Annotated in this window: 19 protein-coding genes and 1 pseudogene; 8 read left to right on the top strand and 12 right to left on the bottom strand. The window is 64.2% G+C overall.

Annotated elements, in window-relative coordinates; all coding sequences use genetic code 11:
* Positions 1-2: 2 nt before the first annotated feature.
* Genes G5B40_RS15495 through G5B40_RS15510 form a run of 4 tightly spaced genes read right to left on the bottom strand, consistent with a single transcriptional unit; the run spans position 3 to position 3,426 of the window.
* Entirely contained in the window at positions 3-1,031 is a 1,029-nt protein-coding gene (locus tag G5B40_RS15495; protein ID WP_211907346.1) for a phosphotransferase family protein, read from the bottom strand.
* A gap of 2 nt (positions 1,032-1,033) precedes the next feature.
* A complete protein-coding gene (locus G5B40_RS15500) occupies positions 1,034-1,798 on the bottom strand; it encodes an SDR family NAD(P)-dependent oxidoreductase (RefSeq protein WP_165100352.1) in 765 nt (254 codons plus the stop codon).
* A gap of 2 nt (positions 1,799-1,800) precedes the next feature.
* Positions 1,801-2,217 (bottom strand): Zn-ribbon domain-containing OB-fold protein, encoded by a 417-nt coding sequence (locus tag G5B40_RS15505; protein WP_165100354.1) that lies wholly within the window; start codon positions 2,215-2,217, stop codon positions 1,801-1,803.
* A 51-nt stretch (positions 2,218-2,268) separates the two neighbouring features.
* Entirely contained in the window at positions 2,269-3,426 is a 1,158-nt protein-coding gene (locus G5B40_RS15510; RefSeq protein WP_165100356.1) for a thiolase C-terminal domain-containing protein, read from the bottom strand.
* A 169-nt stretch (positions 3,427-3,595) separates the two neighbouring features.
* Between G5B40_RS15510 and G5B40_RS15515 the strand changes: the two genes are divergently transcribed.
* The 4 genes from G5B40_RS15515 (at position 3,596) to G5B40_RS15530 (ending at position 6,819) form a co-directional block, all read left to right on the top strand.
* Entirely contained in the window at positions 3,596-4,393 is a 798-nt protein-coding gene (locus G5B40_RS15515) for an enoyl-CoA hydratase/isomerase family protein (protein WP_165100358.1), read from the top strand.
* A 12-nt stretch (positions 4,394-4,405) separates the two neighbouring features.
* Positions 4,406-5,800 carry a phenylacetate--CoA ligase family protein gene (locus G5B40_RS15520; protein ID WP_165100360.1) on the top strand — a complete coding sequence of 465 codons (1,395 nt, stop codon included), beginning with the start codon at positions 4,406-4,408 and terminating at the stop codon, positions 5,798-5,800.
* Positions 5,801-5,811: 11 nt separating this feature from the next.
* Positions 5,812-5,976: a hypothetical protein gene (locus G5B40_RS15525; protein WP_165100362.1), complete on the top strand. Its 165-nt coding sequence runs from the start codon at positions 5,812-5,814 to the stop codon at positions 5,974-5,976.
* A gap of 81 nt (positions 5,977-6,057) precedes the next feature.
* Positions 6,058-6,819, top strand: a complete 762-nt coding sequence (locus G5B40_RS15530; protein WP_165100364.1) for a FadR/GntR family transcriptional regulator — start codon at positions 6,058-6,060, stop codon at positions 6,817-6,819.
* A gap of 335 nt (positions 6,820-7,154) precedes the next feature.
* On the opposite strand, the gene istB is transcribed toward G5B40_RS15530, so the two are convergent.
* Both istB and G5B40_RS21300 read right to left on the bottom strand, forming a co-directional pair.
* Positions 7,155-7,850, bottom strand: coding sequence for an IS21-like element helper ATPase IstB (gene istB / locus G5B40_RS15535; protein ID WP_425500093.1), 696 nt, complete (start codon positions 7,848-7,850; stop codon positions 7,155-7,157).
* Positions 7,807-8,244 (bottom strand): annotated as a pseudogene (locus G5B40_RS21300) (IS21 family transposase); the annotation flags it as partial. The gene istB and the pseudogene G5B40_RS21300, both read right to left, overlap by 44 nt.
* Positions 8,245-8,426: 182 nt before the next feature.
* Here G5B40_RS21300 and G5B40_RS15545 point away from each other — a divergent pair.
* On the top strand, positions 8,427-8,759 hold the full coding sequence (locus tag G5B40_RS15545) for a DHCW motif cupin fold protein (protein ID WP_165100370.1): 333 nt from the start codon (positions 8,427-8,429) through the stop codon (positions 8,757-8,759).
* 523 nt (positions 8,760-9,282) lie between these two features.
* Here G5B40_RS15545 and G5B40_RS15550 read toward each other — a convergent pair.
* Entirely contained in the window at positions 9,283-10,176 is an 894-nt protein-coding gene (locus tag G5B40_RS15550; RefSeq protein ID WP_165100372.1) for a LysR family transcriptional regulator, read from the bottom strand.
* 104 nt (positions 10,177-10,280) lie between these two features.
* On the opposite strand from G5B40_RS15550, the gene G5B40_RS15555 reads away from it, so the two are divergent.
* The 3 genes from G5B40_RS15555 (at position 10,281) to G5B40_RS15565 (ending at position 12,053) form a co-directional block, all read left to right on the top strand.
* Positions 10,281-10,472: a putative quinol monooxygenase gene (locus G5B40_RS15555; RefSeq protein ID WP_246209568.1), complete on the top strand. Its 192-nt coding sequence runs from the start codon at positions 10,281-10,283 to the stop codon at positions 10,470-10,472.
* Between the two features lie 185 nt (positions 10,473-10,657).
* Complete coding sequence (locus tag G5B40_RS15560) at positions 10,658-11,671, top strand: zinc-binding alcohol dehydrogenase family protein (RefSeq protein ID WP_165100375.1); 1,014 nt, start codon at positions 10,658-10,660, stop codon at positions 11,669-11,671.
* A 1-nt stretch (position 11,672) separates the two neighbouring features.
* Positions 11,673-12,053, top strand: coding sequence for a VOC family protein (locus G5B40_RS15565; protein WP_165100378.1), 381 nt, complete (start codon positions 11,673-11,675; stop codon positions 12,051-12,053).
* A gap of 457 nt (positions 12,054-12,510) precedes the next feature.
* Here the strand turns inward: G5B40_RS15565 and G5B40_RS15570 are convergent, their stop codons facing one another.
* The 5 genes from G5B40_RS15570 to aspT (G5B40_RS15590) form a co-directional block, all read right to left on the bottom strand.
* Positions 12,511-14,166 carry a bifunctional aspartate transaminase/aspartate 4-decarboxylase gene (locus G5B40_RS15570; RefSeq protein WP_165100380.1) on the bottom strand — a complete coding sequence of 552 codons (1,656 nt, stop codon included), beginning with the start codon at positions 14,164-14,166 and terminating at the stop codon, positions 12,511-12,513.
* Between the two features lie 4 nt (positions 14,167-14,170).
* On the bottom strand, positions 14,171-14,569 hold the full coding sequence (locus G5B40_RS15575; protein ID WP_165100382.1) for a potassium channel family protein: 399 nt from the start codon (positions 14,567-14,569) through the stop codon (positions 14,171-14,173).
* Between the two features lie 135 nt (positions 14,570-14,704).
* Complete coding sequence (cax, locus tag G5B40_RS15580; protein ID WP_165100384.1) at positions 14,705-15,796, bottom strand: calcium/proton exchanger; 1,092 nt, start codon at positions 15,794-15,796, stop codon at positions 14,705-14,707.
* Positions 15,797-15,864: 68 nt separating this feature from the next.
* On the bottom strand, positions 15,865-17,556 hold the full coding sequence (gene aspT, locus G5B40_RS15585; protein WP_165100387.1) for an aspartate-alanine antiporter: 1,692 nt from the start codon (positions 17,554-17,556) through the stop codon (positions 15,865-15,867).
* A gap of 68 nt (positions 17,557-17,624) precedes the next feature.
* On the bottom strand, positions 17,625-19,310 hold the full coding sequence (gene aspT / locus G5B40_RS15590; protein WP_165100390.1) for an aspartate-alanine antiporter: 1,686 nt from the start codon (positions 19,308-19,310) through the stop codon (positions 17,625-17,627).
* Positions 19,311-19,327 lie beyond the last annotated feature (17 nt).

Below are 19,327 nucleotides of genomic sequence, written 5' to 3' on the forward strand. Positions count from 1 at the left end.
CGTCAGTCGCCCTCCGCGGCCGCCAGGCCCGCTTCTGCGCATAGCCCGGCGAGCGCGCCGCGCGCCGCCGCTTCGGGTGAGGCCGCGTTACCCTCTAGCGAACGTTTCAGAACGCCCTGAAGGATCGCCGCCATCCGAAAGAGCGCGAAGGCGACATAGAAATTCCATCCTTCGATTCCGTTGCGCCCGGTGCGGCGGCAATAGTTGGCGACATATTCGGCCTCCGTCGGGATACCCGAACCCGCGAGGTCCCGTTCCATGAGGCCGCCGAAGGCGCGTGGCGGCAGCCGCCACGGGAGGCAATTGTAGGCGAGATCGCCAAGTGGATCGCCAAGCGTTGAAAGCTCCCAATCCAGAACCGCGGAAACTTCAGGCCGCTCGGGGTGCAGGATCAGATTCTCGAGCCGGAAATCGCCATGGACGAGCGCGGCGCGCTCAGTCGCCGGCAGCCGCTCCGGCAGCCAGGCGATCAGCGCGTCCATCGCCGGGATCGTCTCCGTCTCCGAGGCCCGGTATTGCTGACTCCATCGTTTGATCTGGCGGGAGTAAAATCCTGCCGGGCGGCCATAATCCGCTAACCCGGCGGCTTCGAGATCAACATTGTGAACAGCAGCCAGCGCGGCGTTCATGGCGTCATAGGTCGCGGCGCGGTCGGCCGGCGCGACATCAGGCAGGGCCGGCTCCTTCACCACCCGCCCTGCGACGTGCTCCATCACGAAGAAGCTCGCGCCGATGACTGTCTCGTCCGCGCAAAAGAGCTTCATCGCCGGGACCGGAACAGCGCTGGCCCTGAGCGCGCCCATAACCCGGTATTCCCGGTCTATCGCATGCGCGGACGGGAGGAGCGGCCCTTCGGGGCGCTTTCGGAGGACATAGGTCTCCTGTCCGGCTTCAAGACGGAATGTCGGGTTCGACTGCCCGCCGGAGAACCGCTCGATCCTGAGCGCATTCCAGTCGCCGGGGAGCCTGGAGCGGAGATATGCGACGAGCGCATCGGCGTTCAGGGCGGGGGAGACGTTCTTCCCGGTCATCGTCAGGTCGCGGTATAGCCGCCGTCTACGAACAGGATCTGTCCGGTAACGAAGGCGCTGGCGTCCGATGCGAGAAAGAGCACGGGCCCCGCGAGATCATCGGTCTCGCCAAGGCGGCCGAGCGGCGTGCGCCCCACGATGGCGCTGTATAGCTCCGGCTGCGTGCGCACGAGATCCCGATTGAGGTCGGTGACGATGACGGTCGGGCCGAGCGCGTTCACCGTGACGCCATGCGGGCCGAGCTCCACGGCGCAGGCCCGGGTGAAATTCGCGAGCCCCGCCTTCGCCGCGGAATAGGCCGAACGCGCAGCGACGGCCCGCGCCGAGAGGATCGAACCCATATTCAGGATCCGTCCCCGGTGGCGGGCAATCATGCGCGGCGCGGCTTCCTGAGTGCAGAGGAACGCGCCTTTCATGCTGACGTCGACGATGCGGTCCCATTCCGCCTCGTCGAGATCGAGCAGGGGTTTTGGCGATGTGACTCCGGCGTTGTTGACGAGGATTTCGAGCGGCGCGAGTTCGGCCTCGACCCGGTCCATCGCAGCCCGGATCGCCTCGCGGTCTAGGACATCAGCCGTGAGCGCGAGCGCCCTGCCTCCCTCCGCACGCACGGCATCCGCCACCGCCTCGCACCGGTCCCCGGATCGCGCGACGACCGCGACGGCGGCCCCGGCGCGCGCGAGCGTGAGCGCGACGACGCGGCCGAGTCCGCCGCCGCCGCCGGTAATGAACGCGGCGCGTCCGGAAAGATCGAAAGCCGGCGCCACGATCAGCCCGCCATCGGCTGGAATTTCGGCAACACGACGCCCTCGCCGCCGGACTCAAACACCACCTCTACAGACATATCGGCGGCGATCGCGTGCGGATCGCATCCGATGACGTTGCTGACCATGCGAACCCCCTCTTCGAGTTCGATTAGCGCAACCGCGTAAGGCACGTCGTCGCCGTAGACCTCACGCGGCACCGGGTGATTCACGACGATCCAGCTATAGACGCGTCCTTTGCCGCTCGCCTCGACCCATTTCACCTTGTCGGAATGACATGCGGCACAGATGCGGTTTGGAGGGAAGCGGAGCGTTTCGCACTCTGAGCAGCGCTGGATCAGCAGGCGGCCTTCGCGGCACCCCTCCCAGTAGGTTGCGGAATCAGCGTCGGCGACGGGGATGGGTTTGCTGAATTCGTTCATTGCGGATCTTTCAGAAATCGGCGTCGCGTGCGCCCGTGGATCACCGGCTGATCAATTGCGCAGCACCATGGCGCTGCCGCAAGTCATCGCGCCGGCGGTGGTGAGCGCGACTTCCGCGCCCGCGACCTGTCCCGGGCCGGCCTCGCCGCGGAGTTGCCGCACCGCTTCGAGAACATGGTTGAAGCCATGAATGTAGGCTTCAGAGAGAAGGCCGCCATGGGTGTTCACCGGAAGCGCGCCATCGCGCGCAATGGCGCCGCTGGCGCAATAGGGTCCGCCGTCGCCCGGCTTAATGAAGCCGAGGCCCTCCAACTGCATGATCACCGAATAGGTGAAGCAGTCGTAGATCTCGGCGACATCGATATCCTTCGGGCCGACGCCCGCGCTCGCCCAGAGGTCGTCAGCGATAAATGCGGCGTAATTCTTGGAATGATCTGGCCAGCGGATCGCGTCGAACAGATCCTCGCCTTGGTTCGGCCCGCCGCCATAGGCGCCGCCCATCAGGTAGACCGGCGGCTTCGCCATGTCGCGCGCACGCTCCGCATCCGTCATGAGAACTGCGCAGGCGCCGTCACTCTCGAGACAGATGTCGAGCATCCGGAACGGCTCGACGATGAAGCGAGACGCCATGTAGTCATCCATGGTGATCGGCGTGCGCTGCATCGCTCGCTCATTGAGCGCGGCGTTGTCGCGGAAGGTGATGGCGATCTGGCCGAGATGCTCGGCGCTGGTGCCGTATTCGATCATGTGTCGGCGCGCCCACATGGCCATCGCCTGCGGATAGGTGATCCAGCCATAGGGCGCGGTGTGCTGGGTAATTCCGCGAGCCTGCATCTGCCGGCCGCCACCGAGGCGAAAGCCGGAGCGCCCGTTCATTGCGCGAAAGCAGAGCACGTTCCTTGCGAGACCGGCCTCCATCGCCGCGGCGGCGGAAAGCGTAATGAGATTTGCGGCGTTTCCCCCGCCGGCGAAGTCCACCGCGTAGCCGACGTCGGGAATCCCCAGCGCGGTAGCGACAGCCATCGCCGGGGCGCTGTCGCCGAAATTGTAACTGACGATCCCGTCGACGTCTTTCACGTCCACGCCGGCGTCATTTGCGGCCTTGAGGCAGGCTTCGACCGCGAGATTGAGAACCGTAGTCCCTGAATCCTTGCTGTACGCGGTCTCGCCAACGCCGGCGATCGCATATTTGTCTCTCAGTCTGAACATGATGCCCGCTCCTGCCAGTCTCGTGTCTTTCTATCCTCTTTTCCGGTTGCCGGACAAGAGGGCGAGCGCAAGAGTTGCATTTCATGCCCTCTAGTGTCGCCTTGACCATTTGTCGGACAAGTATACAGTCGGGCTAAAATGATGCTCCAGAGGAGGATAGGCGACGGATATGGGCGATACAGAAAGACCTCTGGTGCTCAGCGTGCGCGACGGGAATCACGTTACGTTGACGCTGAACCGCGCCGAGCAACTGAATCCTCTCGACCGGCGAACGATCGCGGCGCTGCGGTCGGCCGTCGCCGAGATCGAGGAGCAAGAGGATATCAGCGTAGTCGTGATCCGCGGCGCGGGTCGGGCCTTTTCCGCCGGCGGCGACCTTGAGGGATACCTGGACCTCTATCGAGATCGTCGGAAGTTCATGCGATTCCTGCGCGATTTCCAGGCTCTTCTGGAAACCATTGAACGATCCGAAAAGACTTTCATCGCGGTGGTGCAAGGCCATTGCGTGGCCGGCGGGCTGGAACTGGTGCTGGCGTGCGATATCGTTCTCGTCGCCCATGAAGCGCGGATCGCCGACGGCCATCTCAACTTCGCACAACTTCCGGGCGCGGGTGGATCGCAGCGGTTGCCGCGGGCGATCGGCGCGCTTCGGGCCAAGCTCCTGATCCTGACCGGGCGAATGATCGACGGCGTTGAGGCGGAACGCATCGGTCTCGCCAGTCTGGCGGCGCCGCTCGACTCCCTCGACGAAACGCTGGCGGAGCTTCTGAAAGACTTGGACGCGCACAGCCCGCTCGGACTCAGAAGCGCGAAATACCTCGTTAACAGTGGGGCGCTTCCCGGGCGAGATCTCGGACTTGAGCTCGAACTCACCCATGTCCACCATTACGCCACCACGTCGCGGGACGCCTCGGAGGGCTTGATCGCCTTCAGGGACAAGCGCAAGCCGGACCTCCGAGGCGAATAGATCGAGGCAGCCATGACCGTCCACCAGTCCAGAATTCTAGCCGAATTCGAAGCGATGACGCGCCGGGAGATCGAGGCGCTGCAACTCGCGAAGCTGAAAAGGCTGCTCGAACGAGTCCATGCTGGAAACGGCTTTCACCGCGCGCGCCTCGACGCGGCCGGCATCCGTCCCGACGGCATCGGAAGCCTCGCCGAGTTCAGCGCACGCACGCCCACCATGTCGAAGGCCGATTGCCTGGCGGATCAGGAGGCGCACCCCCCTTTCGGCGCGCGGGTCGGCCAGCCGCGCGAGGACGTCGCGCTCATGAATCTCACCGGTGGCACTTCCGGCCAGGGGCAGGAGATTTACGGTCGCACCAGCCGCGATATCGCGATGCAGGGGCATCTGCATTATCTGCCATGGGCGCTTGCTGGCCTTCGCCGCGGCGACGTGGCCTTGAACTGCGTCCCGGCCGGAGGGCTGACCACCGGCGGTTGGGGCCCGACGGAAGGCTTCAGGGTCGCCGGCGCAACCTCCTATCCGGTCGGGGGGGTCATGACGACCGACGCCAAGATCGATCTGATGCGCCGCTTCGGCGAGTTTCATTTCATCTATGCCTCGACCAGCTATCTGAACACGCTGACAGAAGCCTGCCGCCGTCGCGGCGTCGATCCGCGGAAGGAGTTTCCCATGCTCCGCACGCTCTACACCGCGGCCGAGAGCTACCCGATCGAATGGGCGCTGCGGATACAGGCGTTCTGGGGCGCGAGGCTCCATGAGGGATACGGCAGCACGCAGGCCGCGGGTTTCAGCGCCGGATCCTGCGAAGGCGCGATCGAAGGCGATGAGCGGGGCGTGATGTACGCCTTTGAATGGCATAATATATTCGAGATACTCGATCCGGAGACAATGGACCCGGTCGGCCCTGGCGAGGAAGGCGAGATCGTCCTGACCAATCTCGACGTCGTCGGCTCGCCGGTGATCCGTTTCCGAACCGGCGACAAGGCGCGCTACGTGCCGCCGGGCGCGCGCTCGAAGCGCGCCTGGACCGGAATCGAGGCGGGCACGCTCGGCCGGATCGACGACATGATGAAGATTCGCGGTAACAACATGTGGCCAAGCGCCGTGGATAGCGTCATCTTTCGCGACGAACGGATTTCGGAATACGCTGGACGCGTCTACACGAGTAACGAAGGAAAGACCTGTGTCGAACTTCGTCTCGCGCTGCGCGGCGAGGGGCTGGAGTTGAACGCGGCCGAGCGCGCCGCCCTGCTCGCGAAGCTCGCTGGGGAAGTGAAGCAGAAGACGAACATCAACATGGATCTGGTGGTCGTGGATCGCTCCGCCCTGCCGACTTACGACTACAAGAGCCGGCGCTGGAAGGACGAACGCGCAGAGGGCTATCGGACCGGAGCGGCGACGCAATGAAGACGCGGGACATGAGCATCGAGCGCCAGCGCCAGATCGCCGCCGAGATCGTCGAACTCGCGCGCCAACTGGAAACCGAGGGCGATCTTCTCATCGAAGGTCACTGCCACCATCTGCGTGAACGGGCGGAAGCCGTCATTGTGGTTCTCGAAACCTCTGTGGATTCCGTGTCATAGTATCCGCATTGACGCTTCCGTGGCGCCTGGAAGCCCCCCGGCGCCACGGCGGAGCGTGAACGACAGGAAGCGAGCGCCAATTTGGCTGACCAATTATTTGACAAGCTCACTGTAAACCCCGCCTATCGCGTGGTCGCCGAAGCGATCGAGCGCAATATTGTGACGGGGCGACTGAAAGCGGGGGACCGCCTCCCATCGGAAATGGAGCTCGCGAAGCAATTCGGCGTCCACCGCTCCACGGTGCGCGAGGGTATTCGCCTCCTTGAGCAGAGCGGCCTGGTGACGCGATCCGGCCGCACGACGCTGGAAGTCACGCTGCCGCATTTTCAGGTGCTCGCGACGCGCGCTTCGCGGGCGCTGTCGATGCATGACGTCTCGTTCCGCGAGCTCTGGGACGCGTCGATGCTGACCGAACCGGCCGCTGCCGAGGCGGCCGTAGATCTCATCACCTCCGAGGAGATCGATGCGCTTCGAGCTAATATCGACGCGATGGCGGCGAGCGTGCCGGACACGGAGGAGTTCGTCCGCCTCGACACCGAGTTTCATGACCTCCTCGCTGCGGCGTCACACAACAAGGTCCTGATGATGATGAGGGAGCCGGTGAGCCTTCTTTTTCTGCCGGCCGGTCGCCAGATACTGCCGCGACTAAAGACCTATGACCGCGTCGTCGCCGCTCATGAAGAAATCCTGAAGGCGATCATCGCACGCGACAGAAAAACCGTATGCGAATGGATGAATCGGCATATGAGCGACTTCAGACGGGCCTATGTCCGCACCGGACTCGACCTCGACGCCCCTATGGAGATGCCCGAAGGCGCCGCGATGATGCAAAGATCGAATTGAGCGTCAGGGCTCTTCCGCCCCTCACTGACTCATTTGTCCCGGCAGTCCCAATATGATCTCCGGGCTCGAATGGAACGCCGATATCAGCGCAAGAGGCGCCGCCGCGCGCGGCGTAGTTCCCAAGTGCCCGCGCCCACGCCGAGACGCAGGCGCTGATGACGAAGACCGACAAGGCGTCGCCACCTATACGCCGCCCACACTGTCAATCGGCATTCAATCGTGAGCCCTCATCGGCGCCCAATATCGCCCCCTCCGGAGCTGAGCTGGCCCGGCGCCGCGTAGTCCTCTTGTAACGGAGCGGCGGCGGGCCAGCGGTGGGCCCGTTTGGGCTATGCTCAGTTCTTTAAGCGCCAGCTTTCGTTGCCGGTTTCGACGATCTCGCAGTGGTGCGTGAGACGGCCCAGGAGCGCCGTGGTCATCTTGGCCTCGCCGAAGACGGTCGGCCATTCGCCGAATGCGAGGTTTGTCGTGACGATGATCGATGTCCGCTCGTAAAGCTTGCTGATGAGGTGGAACAGGAGCTGGCCGCCGGTCTGGGCGAAGGGCAAATAGCCGAGTTCATCCAGGATCAGGAAGTCGAGGCGGGAGATCAGGTCGGCAGTGCGCCCCTGCCTTTCTGCGCGGGCCTCGGCGTCCGGTTTGTTCACCAGATCGACGACATTGAAGAACCGGCCCCGTCGTCCGGCGCGAATGCAGGCGCGGGCAATGCTGACGGCGAGATGGGTCTTGCCGGTTCCGGTGCCGCCGATCAGGACGAGATTGCGCTGATGGTCGAGGAAGTCTCCGGTGGCCAGGTCGCGGACCAGGGTCTCGTTGATCTCGGTCGCCTCGAAGTCAAACTCTTCCAGTTCCTTGGCCAGGGGCAGTTTGGCGATGGTCATCTGGTATTTGATCGAGCGGGCCTGCTTCTCAGATATCTCGGCGGTCAGCAGGTCGCCAATAATTTTCTGCGGGTCGTGTTGGCGTTTCAGCGCCGTCGTGATGATCTCATCGTAAGACGCCCTCATCCCGTAGAGCTTCAGTTTTCCCATCGCATCGATCACGTCTGAACGTTCCATCTGTCGCTCTCCTCAGGCTGTCGTAGCGATCGCAGTTGGCGGCGGGCTCGCAGGCCAGCTTCAACGCATCCGGCGTCGTGATTGTCAGGGGCGGTGGCGGCTCGCGGCGCCGGGCCAGAATGTTCAGAACGACGCCTGCGGAATGGACGTTGTGAGACAGGGTCTCGGCGCAGGCGGCTTCGACGGCGTCAATGCCATCGGTGAGCACGGCCCCGAGGATCTCGACCACCTGCCGATCACCGCCGGGCTGACGCTCCAGCTTGCGCTGAACGCGGCGGAGCGCGATCGGCAGGTCCCATTCCTTAAACGGCGCCCCGTCGCGAAGGGCGCCGGGCTTGAGGGTCAGAACGGGTATGTAATGCAGGGGAACCGCGCGCCCGATAGGCCGTGATCCGCGAGCAGCTTCTTGTAGCCACCGCCATTTCGGTCGGCTAGGAGGAGAGGAGCCTATTGGAAGTCGCCGCCGCGAACCGGCCGCCCGCGCGGCTCTGGCGCTGGCGCAATTCGACACCCGGCGGCGGCGCTGCGAAAGCCTGTTGGAGACACCCGATGAAAATACCCGAGCTCGCCTTCACCTTGACCGACTGGTCGAGCGTCCCCGCGACCGAGCACCCGGGGGAGACCGGCGTCGCCTATTGGCGCACACTCATGGTCGGCGACATACGCATCAGGGTGGTGGAATACAGCCCGGGATACCTGGCGGACCATTGGTGCGACCGGGGCCATATCCTTTACGTGCTGGAGGGTGAGATGGAGACGGAGCTGAAGGACGGCCGCCGTTTCAAGATGGCCGCCGGGACGAGTTATCAGGTCTCCGATCACGGCGACGCGCCGCATCGATCGATCACCGAGAATGGCGCGAAGCTGTTTATCGTCGATTGAAAAACGCGGAAACGGAGGCGCGTCGTCGACCGGAGGGGAAATACGCCCCGCCACGACGCCCCCTCCGCCCCTACGGCGCGATGCCCGGCTGACCCGGATCCTCACGTCTTGCTCTCATGTTCCGGGTCGCCCTCCGAGTGTCTAATGGAGCGCCTCTCAGAAAGATGCGGAGCGATGTCGATCGGCGTGGAATAAAGGCTCCGGCAATCCCGCTTGATGCCTTTCCGCCGCCAGATGTCGCGACCCCGATTGGAGAGTGGCGATATCTGGACCGGAGCCGAAGCGGAGCGCGCTCTTCGGCTCGGTCGTTCAGAGGTTTGCGCACGGTTCGGAGCTGCTCCCGGTGATCGCGTGGCCTCGGGTCGGGGCGGCATCTGTCGCCCCGGCGCGCCGGCTCAGAGTCAGTGACAAGGCGGAACTTCAGGGCGGGTCGATGCGGCGACAGGCCCACGTGTCGTATCACGGCCTCGTTGGCGCCAGGACCTGGATGAGAGCGCCGCAACCGCAGGGCGGTGTCCCGTTCTCATGTCTTCCGCGCCGTCATGGCTTCGCTGAGCGCATCCGCAAGCGCGCGGACCCGCCGGGGCTGCGCCCGCCCGGGCGGGAACATCATTTGGAGCGGGTAGGGGGCTGCGGCGTGGTCTTCGAGCAGCGCGACAAGTCGGCGCGCTTCGAGGTCGCGTGCGACGTCGAGTTCGGATTTCAGGATGATCCCATGCCCCTCCAGCGCCCATTGCCGCACCAGTGAGCCATCATTGGCGATCTTGTCGCCGCGCACGATGACTGTCTGCTGCTTCTTGCCCGTACCGAACCGCCAGACATTGTCGAGCGTCGCTCCGAAACGCATGATCAGGCAGTTGTGTTGCGCCAGGTCGGCGAGGGTTTCCGGCGCGCCGTGAGCAGCGACATAGGAAGGGGCGGCGCAGACGACTCGACGAAAATGGCCGACGTTGCGCGTTCTCAACGTGCTGTCGGTGACCGCGCCATAGCGCAGCGCCAGATCGAATCCCTGGCCGACGATATCGATGTAGCCATCCGACAAGAGCAGTTCTATCGAGATCGCGGGATTCTCGGTGGTGAAGCGCGAGACCGCCTCGGAGACGATGGATCGGCCAAGATCGATCGGCGCGCTGACGCGGATCGAGCCGGAGAGGGTCTCGGCCCCGTGGCGGATGCGCGTCTCTAGCTCTTCGATCTCACCCAGGATCACCTTGGCCCCGCTGAGCAGGGTGCGCCCCGCGTCGGTCAGGCTCAACGAGCGCGTCGTGCGGTTGAACAGGACAACACCGTAGTGCGCCTCCAGCGAGGCGAGGCGTTCGGAGACCGTGGAGCTCGACAGGCGGGCTTCGCGCGCGGCCGAGACAAGGCTGCCCTTCTCTGCAATTGTCAGGAAAAGGCGGATGTTGTCGATCAACATTATACGGATTTACCGGATTATTATTTCGAGTGATGCCCGTTTATCCGTCTCAGCCGCGCATGTATATCCCCGTCAACGCCACAGACATCCGAAGGAACGCCCCAATGTCCAAGCTGACCATCGTCGCCGACATCCATGCCAGGACCGACCAGGTCGAACTGGTGAAGGCCGAGCTGCTCAAGTTGGCGCCGATCACCCGCGCCGAGGTCGGCTGCGTCAACCATGACCTGCACCAGGGCAACGAAGACCCGGCGCATTTCAACTTCTACGAGAACTGGGAAAGTCGAGAGATCTAGCAAGAGCACATGGACGCCCCGCGTCTGGCCGCCTACATGGCCGCCACCGAAGGCGCGGTTGACCAGTTCATCCTCGCCGAGATGACCCAGATCGACTGAACCGCTTCCCTCTCCCGCGCCCTGCGCGGGAGAGGGACCTGCGCGCTGTCGCGCAAGAGCCTTTTGCCCCCTCCAGGAGAATGAATATGAAAGCCATCGGCTATACCGCCAACGGCGCGATCGATCGCGCCGACGCGTTGATCGACCTCGAGATTGAAAAGCCCATGGCCAATGGCCATGACATTCTGGTCAAGGTCGCCGCCGTCTCGGTCAACCCCGTCGATACGAAAATCCGCCAGAGCCGCCCCGCCGAGGGCGACACGCCGGTGATACTCGGCTGGGACGCCGTGGGCGAGGTCGTCGAGACCGGAGAGAAGGTCAGCCAGTTCAAACTCGGCGACAAGGTCTGGTATGCTGGCGCGATCAACCGAACTGGCGCCAATGCGGAATACCACCTCGTGGATGCCCGTATCGCCGGTCACGCGCCGAAGAGCATCGACACCGCGGCCGCGGCCGCGTTGCCGCTGACCACGCTGACGGCGCAAGAGATGATCTTTGATCGCCTGAAAGTCACTGATAGGGTGCCAGGCGCGGCGAACGCCGTCGTCATCATCGGCGGTGCGGGCGGAGTCGGATCCATCGCGATCCAGCTTCTGCGCGAACAGACCGACCTGACGGTTATCGCCACGGCCTCGCGCCCCGAAACGCAGGACTGGGTGAAGGAACTCGGCGCCCATCACGTTGTCGACCACTCCAAGCTGCTGCCCGAGCAGATCGCGGCGCTCAACATCGGCGCGCCGGCCTTCGTGTTCTCGACCAACCACTCGGAAAGCTACGTGACGCAGATCGCCGAGTTCATCGCCCCGCAAGGGCGGTTCGGCTTGATTGACGACCCTGAGAACTTCGACATCATGCCGTTCAAGAGCAAGGCCGTGTCGATCCATTGGGAACTGATGTTCACCCGGTCGCTGTTCGCGACCAAGGACATTGCGCGCCAGGGCGAGATCCTCAACGCTGTCGCCGGCCTGATCGACGCGGGCAAGATCCGTTCGACCGCGACCGAGAGTTTCGGGGTGATCAACGCCGGGAACCTCAAGCGCGCCCACGCGCTGATCGAAAGCGGCAAGGCCAAGGGCAAGATCGTTCTGGAAGGCTTTTGAGATGCAGGTGCGCAGGCTCGACCACGTCAATATCCGGACCACCCAGGTTGAGGCCATGGCGGCTTGGTATCGCGACATCCTCGGCCTGCGCACCGGTCCGCGCCCGGAATTCTCCTTTCCGGGCGCGTGGCTCTATGCTGGTGATGACGCCGTCATCCACTTGGTCCACCACGATGGCGACCCGGCGGTTGGTTCCGAGGCGAACGTGAAACTCGAACACTTCGCTCTGAAGGCGACAGGCAGGGGCGCTTTCGAGGCGCGCTTGCGTGATGCGGCCATCCCTCATCAGCGTCTTGCTCTCGAGGAGATTGGCGTCGTTCAGTTCCATTTGCGCGATCCGGATGGCAATCACGTCCATGTGGATTTCGCCGCGCAGGATTGACTGGGGCCCTGGACGGCAAGGCAGGCTGGGCCGCCTGTCGACGAAAGGCGCTGCGCGCTTGACCCGCGGATGCACTTCGCCGCATTCAATATCCCGTCGCATGGGGTGGGATTCCGCCCATGCCATCGCGCCAACCGTCTCCACAGGAGCTTGACCGGATTTGGCGAATCGTCCGCATCGAACCGGCCACGGCCGAGGAGCGCCGGTCGGGGCGGCGTCCGCCGCTCGATGACCATGTCGCGTTGACCGCGACAACGTTCTTGGTGAGCTTCGACTGAGCCACGGTTGAACACCCGTCCCGGCTGCTCATTCTGTCCCAGAGGCGCGGGTTGCGGCGCGCGACGCGCCGATCGGTCGTTCGAGGGCGCGCGATTGACCGATGGCCGCGACACTCGCGGCGGCGCGTGGTTCAGTCGTTCGACCTGCCGCGCTGAAGGTTTTCCTTCGACGCGCCGGCTCACGCCGTGATCGGCTCACCCTTCGACGCTTGGTAAGCTTGAACATAGCCGCGAGCGATAGAGCGGACCGCCCGACCAATTTCGGAGTACGCCTCGTCATTCAGGTTCGCGAATGACACGCGCGCAGACCAGTTCGGCGCGGCGAATCCCGACCCGTTCAGCAGGACGATGCCGTGATCCTCGGCCAGTCGGAAAGGGATGTCGAGCGGATGAATGTTCTCCTTCACCCAGGAGACCACATCCTCGCCTAGATATTTCCTGAGCCAGAACTCCAGGTCGATGATCCCGTAATAGTAATCGAAATAGGGGCCGGGATCCGACTCGACGCCCATGCCCTCGACGAGGTTGCGAAAGCGTTTCTCGCAGATTGCGATGCATGCCCTCTGGTAGGCCTTGTCGTCGTCCATCATCTCCACGAGTCCGAAGAGCGTCATCATCACCTGTTGCGGCAGCGACAGGCCAGCGGTGTGGTTCAGGGCCACGTCGCGGCTGTCGGCCACGATACGGTCGATGAACTTTACCTCGCGGGGTTTCGGGGCCATCGCCTTGTAACGGTTCGCGACGACCTGCTGCATCTCCTCCGGATGGGCGCGGATGCGCTCGTCGAAGATGTTGTCCTGCGCCACCGCGATTACGCCCAGCCGCCAGCCGGTGCAGCCGAAATACTTGGAGAAGGAATAGACCCCGATGGTGTTGCGGGGCAGGTGGCCCATGATCGACTCGAAACCTGGCACGAAGGTTCCGTAGACGTCGTCAGTCAGGATCATCAGGTCCGGACGCCGCTCGTTCACGAAGCGAACCAGCCTGCCCATGCTGTCGGCATCCATCGCCGCCGCCGAGGGATTGCCGGGGTTCACGAGGAACAGCGCCTTGACCTTGGGGTCGGCCAGAGTCTCGACGTCCTCGTCGGTGAACTGGAACTTGTCCTCCTGCTCGGCGCTCATCCGCACGATGTGCAGTCCATAGTCTTCAAGCTCGGGCATCTCAAGATAAGGGGTGAATATCGGCGTGCCCAGCGCGATGGTGTCGCCGGCGTTCAGCAAGCGCTGGTTTTTCAAAGCCTTGAAGATATAGCACATCGCCGCGGTGCCGCCCTCGACCGGATAGAGGTCGAATTTCACGTCCGGGCGGCGACCGGCGCACATCGCCCACATCAGGTATTCGTGAGTGACGATCTCGTTGTGATGCAGCGCCCGGTCTGGCACCGGGTAGTTGTCGCCAATGATCGAGTCGGTCAGCTCGTGCACGAAGGCGTCCGGCTCGAAGCCGAATCTCTTGATGGCGAAGTCGACCGCGTCCGCAAGCGTGTTGGCGGCAGGCGTGCCCTCGATATCGAAGTCATCGTCCGTCTCCTCGACGACCTGCGCGCGGATCCAGCGTGTGAACCGTTCGTGCGCACCGTCACGCGGCGGCATCCCCGCGATCCCGGCCTTTGGATCGGAATAGCTGCGGCGGGCCTCCGAAAGCGCGAACTGGCCGAGCAGGAAGAACGCCTCGCGCGCTTTTGTGGCGATCCAGTTCGGGTTGCCGCGCCCTGCATTGAGAAAGGTCCGGGTCGACTTTTCAGCGCCAATCCGCGCCAGCTTGATCAACTCGTCCTTGATCTCGAACGGGCTAAGATCGGATATGCTGTTGAAATAATCTCTGTCCAACATGGGATTATCCTTTGCTCTGTTGATCGTCGTCGTGACGCAGCGTTTCGGAGCGGTCCCCCTCCAGAGAGGAACGACGGTCCGCTTCGAATAATTCGTGCATGATCGCTTGGGCGATGGTGGTGACGGTCAGGACGAATATCCCGACGCCGATGACCAGAAAGACCATGCACAACACCTTGCCGAGCGGCGTCGTCGGCGTCAGGTCGCCATAGCCGACCGTCGCCATGCTGACGATCGCGAAATAGAACGCGTCGAGAAAGCTCCAGCCTTCGATCCAGCGGAAGGCGAGCGCCTGCGCCGTCGCGATCAAAGTGCAGACCAGCAAAACAGCCTGCACGCGCGGGACAAGGAAGGCTCTGTAGATGGCCCGGTAGAGCAAGACATATGCATGCAAGAGCCGCACCTCACCCTCCCCGCGCCAGGGTCATGGCGGCGCACGCCCGCCCGCTCGCGACGATCGCGCACCCGATCCGCCTCGGCTGCCTGCGCCTGCGCCGGCGGAGGGCGGATGCTCGCTGAGCGGGCGATTGGGCCTTCCTCATGGGCCCGGCGGCAGCACATAAAGCGTGAGGGCGAAAATGGCGTAGACCATCAGCACCAGCACGCCCAGGAACCATGTGGACCGTCCGCCGGTCGTAAGCAGCGTCGCGGAAACGGCTGCGATCATCATCATCACGATGGCGCCGGGCCAGAAGTCGAGGCCCATCGGCGCGGGGCCGATAATGTAGCTGAGCAACACGAGGAGCGGCGCAACGAAGAGGGCGATTTGCGACGAACTGCCGAGAGCGATGCTCACGCTGAGATCCAGCCGGTCCTTGCGCGCCGCCGAGAACGCGGAAGCGAACTCCGCCGCGCCGCCGACAAGCGAAACGACGATGAAGCCGACGAAGGCGGGCGACAGGCCGATCGCCTCGCCCGCGACCTCGACCGAGGCGACGAATACATGGCTGACGAGCGCGACGAAGATGGTCACGACGGCTAGCGTGGCGAGAGCGAGGCGTATGGGCAGCGGCTCCCCATGGGACCCGCCGTTTCCTGCGCTGGCGAACGCCTCCTTGTGAGTGCCGAGGGAGAACCAGAGACCGAGGACATAGCCGACGATCAGCAGCAGCGCGAGCATCAGGCTCAACTGCTGAAGCGCCGCGGGGTCGGCCGCATTGTCGGCGGTGGCCACCGCCGACGGCACGAGCAGCGCCACCACCGCGATGAAAAGCAGGCTCGCCTGGAGCCGGGCGCCGATGCGGTTGAAGTCCTGGACGTGCTTTCGCATCCCTCCAAGCAGGAACGACGCCCCCAGCATGAAGAGCGAATTGGTGACGATCGCGCCTGCGATCGACGCCTTGACCAACGCGTACTGGCCGGCGGCGAGCGCCGTGAGGGCGATGAGCAGCTCGGTCAGGTTGCCCAGGGTCGCATTGATCAGTCCTCCCGCCGCATCGCCGGTTTTTTCCGCGACAGACTCCGTCGCGAGGCTGAGCATCGCCGCAAGCGGCACGATAGCTAGGATGGAGAGGATGAACAGCAGCGTGTGCGCCTCGGGGCGAACGACCTCGACGACGAGCACGATGGGAACGAAGACGAGAAGCCACAGAAGGGGGGTCTCCCTTATCGCCGTCAATAGTCGTGGCATTCCGCCTCCTTGCTATACGCTCGGGCCGAACACCACGCCACACGGGCGGCTCATCACGGCGCAGCCCCTCAGACCGTGAGCACAAGGATGGGACCGAGCAGCGTAAGGGTGACGTTCGATATGGCATATGGAACCGTGTATCCTAGCACAGGTGTTTCGTTGTTCGCCGCCTCCACCGCCGCATTCAGTCCGGCTGTACAGGTGAAGCAGCCGGCCAGCGCCCCGCAGATGACGGCCGGGTTCATCTTCAGCACGTAGCGGGCATAGTACAGCGATGCGATGATCGGGATCAGGACGCCGATGATCCCGATTATGGGCAGCAAGACCCCCTGCTCCATGAGCAGGATCCTTGCCTGCGGACCGGTTCCCAGCCCCACGCAGGCGATGAAGATCGCGAGGCCGAAGTCCCGCAGGTGCAGCGCAGTCGCCGGCGGCATGCCGCCGAAAGTCGGGTGGCGCGACCTCAACCACCCGAACAGCAGCCCCGACAACAGGCAGCCGCCCCCGGTATGCAGCGCAACCGGCGCTCCGGCGATCGGCACCGTGACCATCCCGATCAGGATCCCGACGATGACGCCGAGTCCCAGGTAGACGTAGTCCACCGCGATGCCCTGATCGACGGCGTAGCCGACGACGGGCACGGCTGTGTCCAGTCCTTCTGGCGTCCCGTAGAGACTGATGACATCGCCCGGCTCGAGGCGCATTTTCGGGCGCGGCTTGAGGGTCTGTCCAGAACGCGAGATCTTCACGACGTGGACCCCGCGGCGCTGATCGGGGTCGATTTTCGCGCGCACCGCCATGATCGTCTCGCCGATGAAGTCCCGGTTCGTCAGGATGACTGTTCTCGTCTCGCCCACGATGTCGAGCCCACGCGTATCGGTCGTCTCGGGGCCCACGAAATTTTCGGCCTCTAGCAGTTCGTCCAGACGGCCCAGCAGGGCGATCCTGTCGCCTTTGGCCAGCGCGCGGTCCTTGGCGGGCTCCAGAATTCGTCCTCGGCGGACGACGCCCTGGACGGTCACGAACCCTTTGAACCTCTCCTCGAGTTCTCCAATGTCGAGGCCGATGGCCTCCTTGCTGGCGACCTGATAGGCGCGGGCGACGATGCCGCGAAGCGCGGATTCCTGCATCGGCCCTAGCTCGTCGTCGCCACCGACGCCGAGTCCCTCCGCATAGTTCGCCGCTTCTTCCTGCAGGTCGATCCTCATCATCCGTGGAGCGATGATGCTTACGAAGAACACGACGAACGTGAAGCCGAACAAGTAAGTGATGGCGTAGGCGATACCGATGTTCGCCTGCATTGCGCCGACCTCGTCCTGGGGCAGTCCCATATTGTTCAGGGCCTCGGTCGCCGTTCCGACGGCGGCCGACTCCGTGAGCGCGCCCGCAAGCAGCCCCGCCGCAGTTCCCTTGTCGAGACCGAATAGCTGCGCAAGCGTCCAGACCGTGCCGAAGATCAGGAGGGTGGACACCAGAGACAGGTTCACCAGGTTCAGCGTGCTGCGGCCGAGGCTTTGCACGAAGCTCGGTCCGCTCACGTAGCCAAGCGAGTAGATGAATAGAGCGAAAGCAATCGTCTTGATGTTCGCGTCGACGTCGACGCCGACCTGGCCTACGATGATCGCCGCGAACAGCGTGCCGGGTATCCCGCCGATCTGAACGCCCGCCACCTTGATCCGCCCGACTGCGAACCCGATCGCGACGCAGACGAAGAGCACCGCGATCGGGGAAGCGTCAAAGAAGGATCGGATCAGGTCCATCCGTCATCTCCAGACGGGAAAGGCGCCCCGCGGGGGCGGCCTTTCTATTTCGCCTGGCCGCCGCTCCGTCACAGCACGAGGAGCACGATGACGAGGCCCCAGAGGGTCAGCAGCGTGTTGCTGACGGCGTAGGGCACCGTGTAGCCCAGCATCGGCACGTCGCTCTTGGCGACTTCACCCACCATCGCCACCGAGGCGGTCGAGGTGCGGGCGCCGCCGCAGACGCCGAGGTTGATGGCGTCGTCGAACTTGAAGATGTACTTGCCGATATACGGGGCGAGCAGCATCGGGATCGAGGTGCAGACGACGCCCCAGAAGAAGAGCCCGAAGCCGGCCTCCTTCAGCCCCTCGACGAATGTCGGGCCCGATGACAGGCCGACGACCGCGATGAAGACGTTGAGGCCCACGGAGTTCATGAACCACAGCGTCGGTTGCGGGATGTTGCCGATCTGCGGCTTCACCGTGCGCAGCCAGCCGGCGACAATGCCGGCTATAAGCGCGCCGCCCGACGTGCTGAGCGTGATCGGCAGCCCGTTGATCGGTACGACGATCGCGCCGATCAGGCCGCCGATGAGGATCGCCAGCCCGACGAGCACCATGTTGGTGATCGTCTGCGGCCGGTCCGCGTAGCCGATCTTCTCGACGAAAGCCGCGACATGCGCCTTCGATCCCGCGACGCGCAGGATGTCGCCGCGATAGATCTTCGTGCCCGGCGCGACCGGGATGTTGACCGCCGCCGAGCCTCGCCGGATCGTGTTCAGGTAGACGCCGCGGGTATACGGCTCCTTCGCGATCTCGATCAGCTCCTTGCCGTCTATCGCCTTGCTGGTGATCAGGACGTCGGTCGACTCCACCGGCACGTCCAGAAGTTCACGGTCGTCCACCTCTTCGGCCTTGCCGAACATGCTGACCAGCACCTCGCGGCGCCCCGAGACGGCGACGATGTCGCCCGCCTGCAGCGCCGTCTCGTCTCCGGGCGTCACCAGCTCCCCGCCGCGGCGCAGCCGTTCGACGAAGATGCGCTCGCCTTCGGCGAGGCTCTCCAGTTCATCGCGCCTCTTGCCGACGGCGGCGCCCCCCTCCTGGACGCGGTAGGCCCTGAGCTCGCGGGCGCGCCAGGCGCTGATGTAATCGCCGTCCTTCGTGGCGCCCTTGAGCACTTCACGCTCGTAGCGCTTGCAGGCCTCTTCGACATTGGTTCCCAGCATCTTCGGGCCGAGGAAGGCGAGGATCCAGCCGGTGCCGATCGTGCCGAACAGGTAGGTGATGGCGTATGCGACCGGTATCAGGGTGATCTCCGCGTCCGCATTCTCGATGCCGGAATCCCTGATCGCGTTCTCCGCAAGGCCGATGGAGGCCGAGAGCGTCTGCGACCCGGCGAACAGGCCAGCGGCGAGGCCCGGGCCATAGCCTGCTATCGTCGCGGCGGCGAAGGGAACGAGCAGACACAGCACGCATACGAGCGCGGCGAAGAGCGCCTGCGGCGCGCCGTCCGTCGCGATGCCGCGCACGAATTGCGGCCCGACGCCGAAGCCGACGGCGAACAGGAACATGATGAAGAAGATCGACTTGATCTGCGCCGACACCTCGATGTCGAGCTGGCCGATGAGAACGCCGGCCAGCAGCGTTCCGGTGACGGCGCCCAGGCTGAAGCTGCCGAACCGCAGGTTGCCGACCCAGTAGCCGACCGCCAGCGTGAAGAACACCGCGATATGCGGGTTCGCCCGGAGCGTCTCGACGAAGAAATTCCACATGACGTCTGTCTCCTGCC

Origin of the sequence: Pikeienuella piscinae, from assembly GCF_011044155.1 — a bacterium.
Classification (GTDB): Bacteria; Pseudomonadota; Alphaproteobacteria; order Rhodobacterales; family Rhodobacteraceae; genus Pikeienuella; species Pikeienuella piscinae.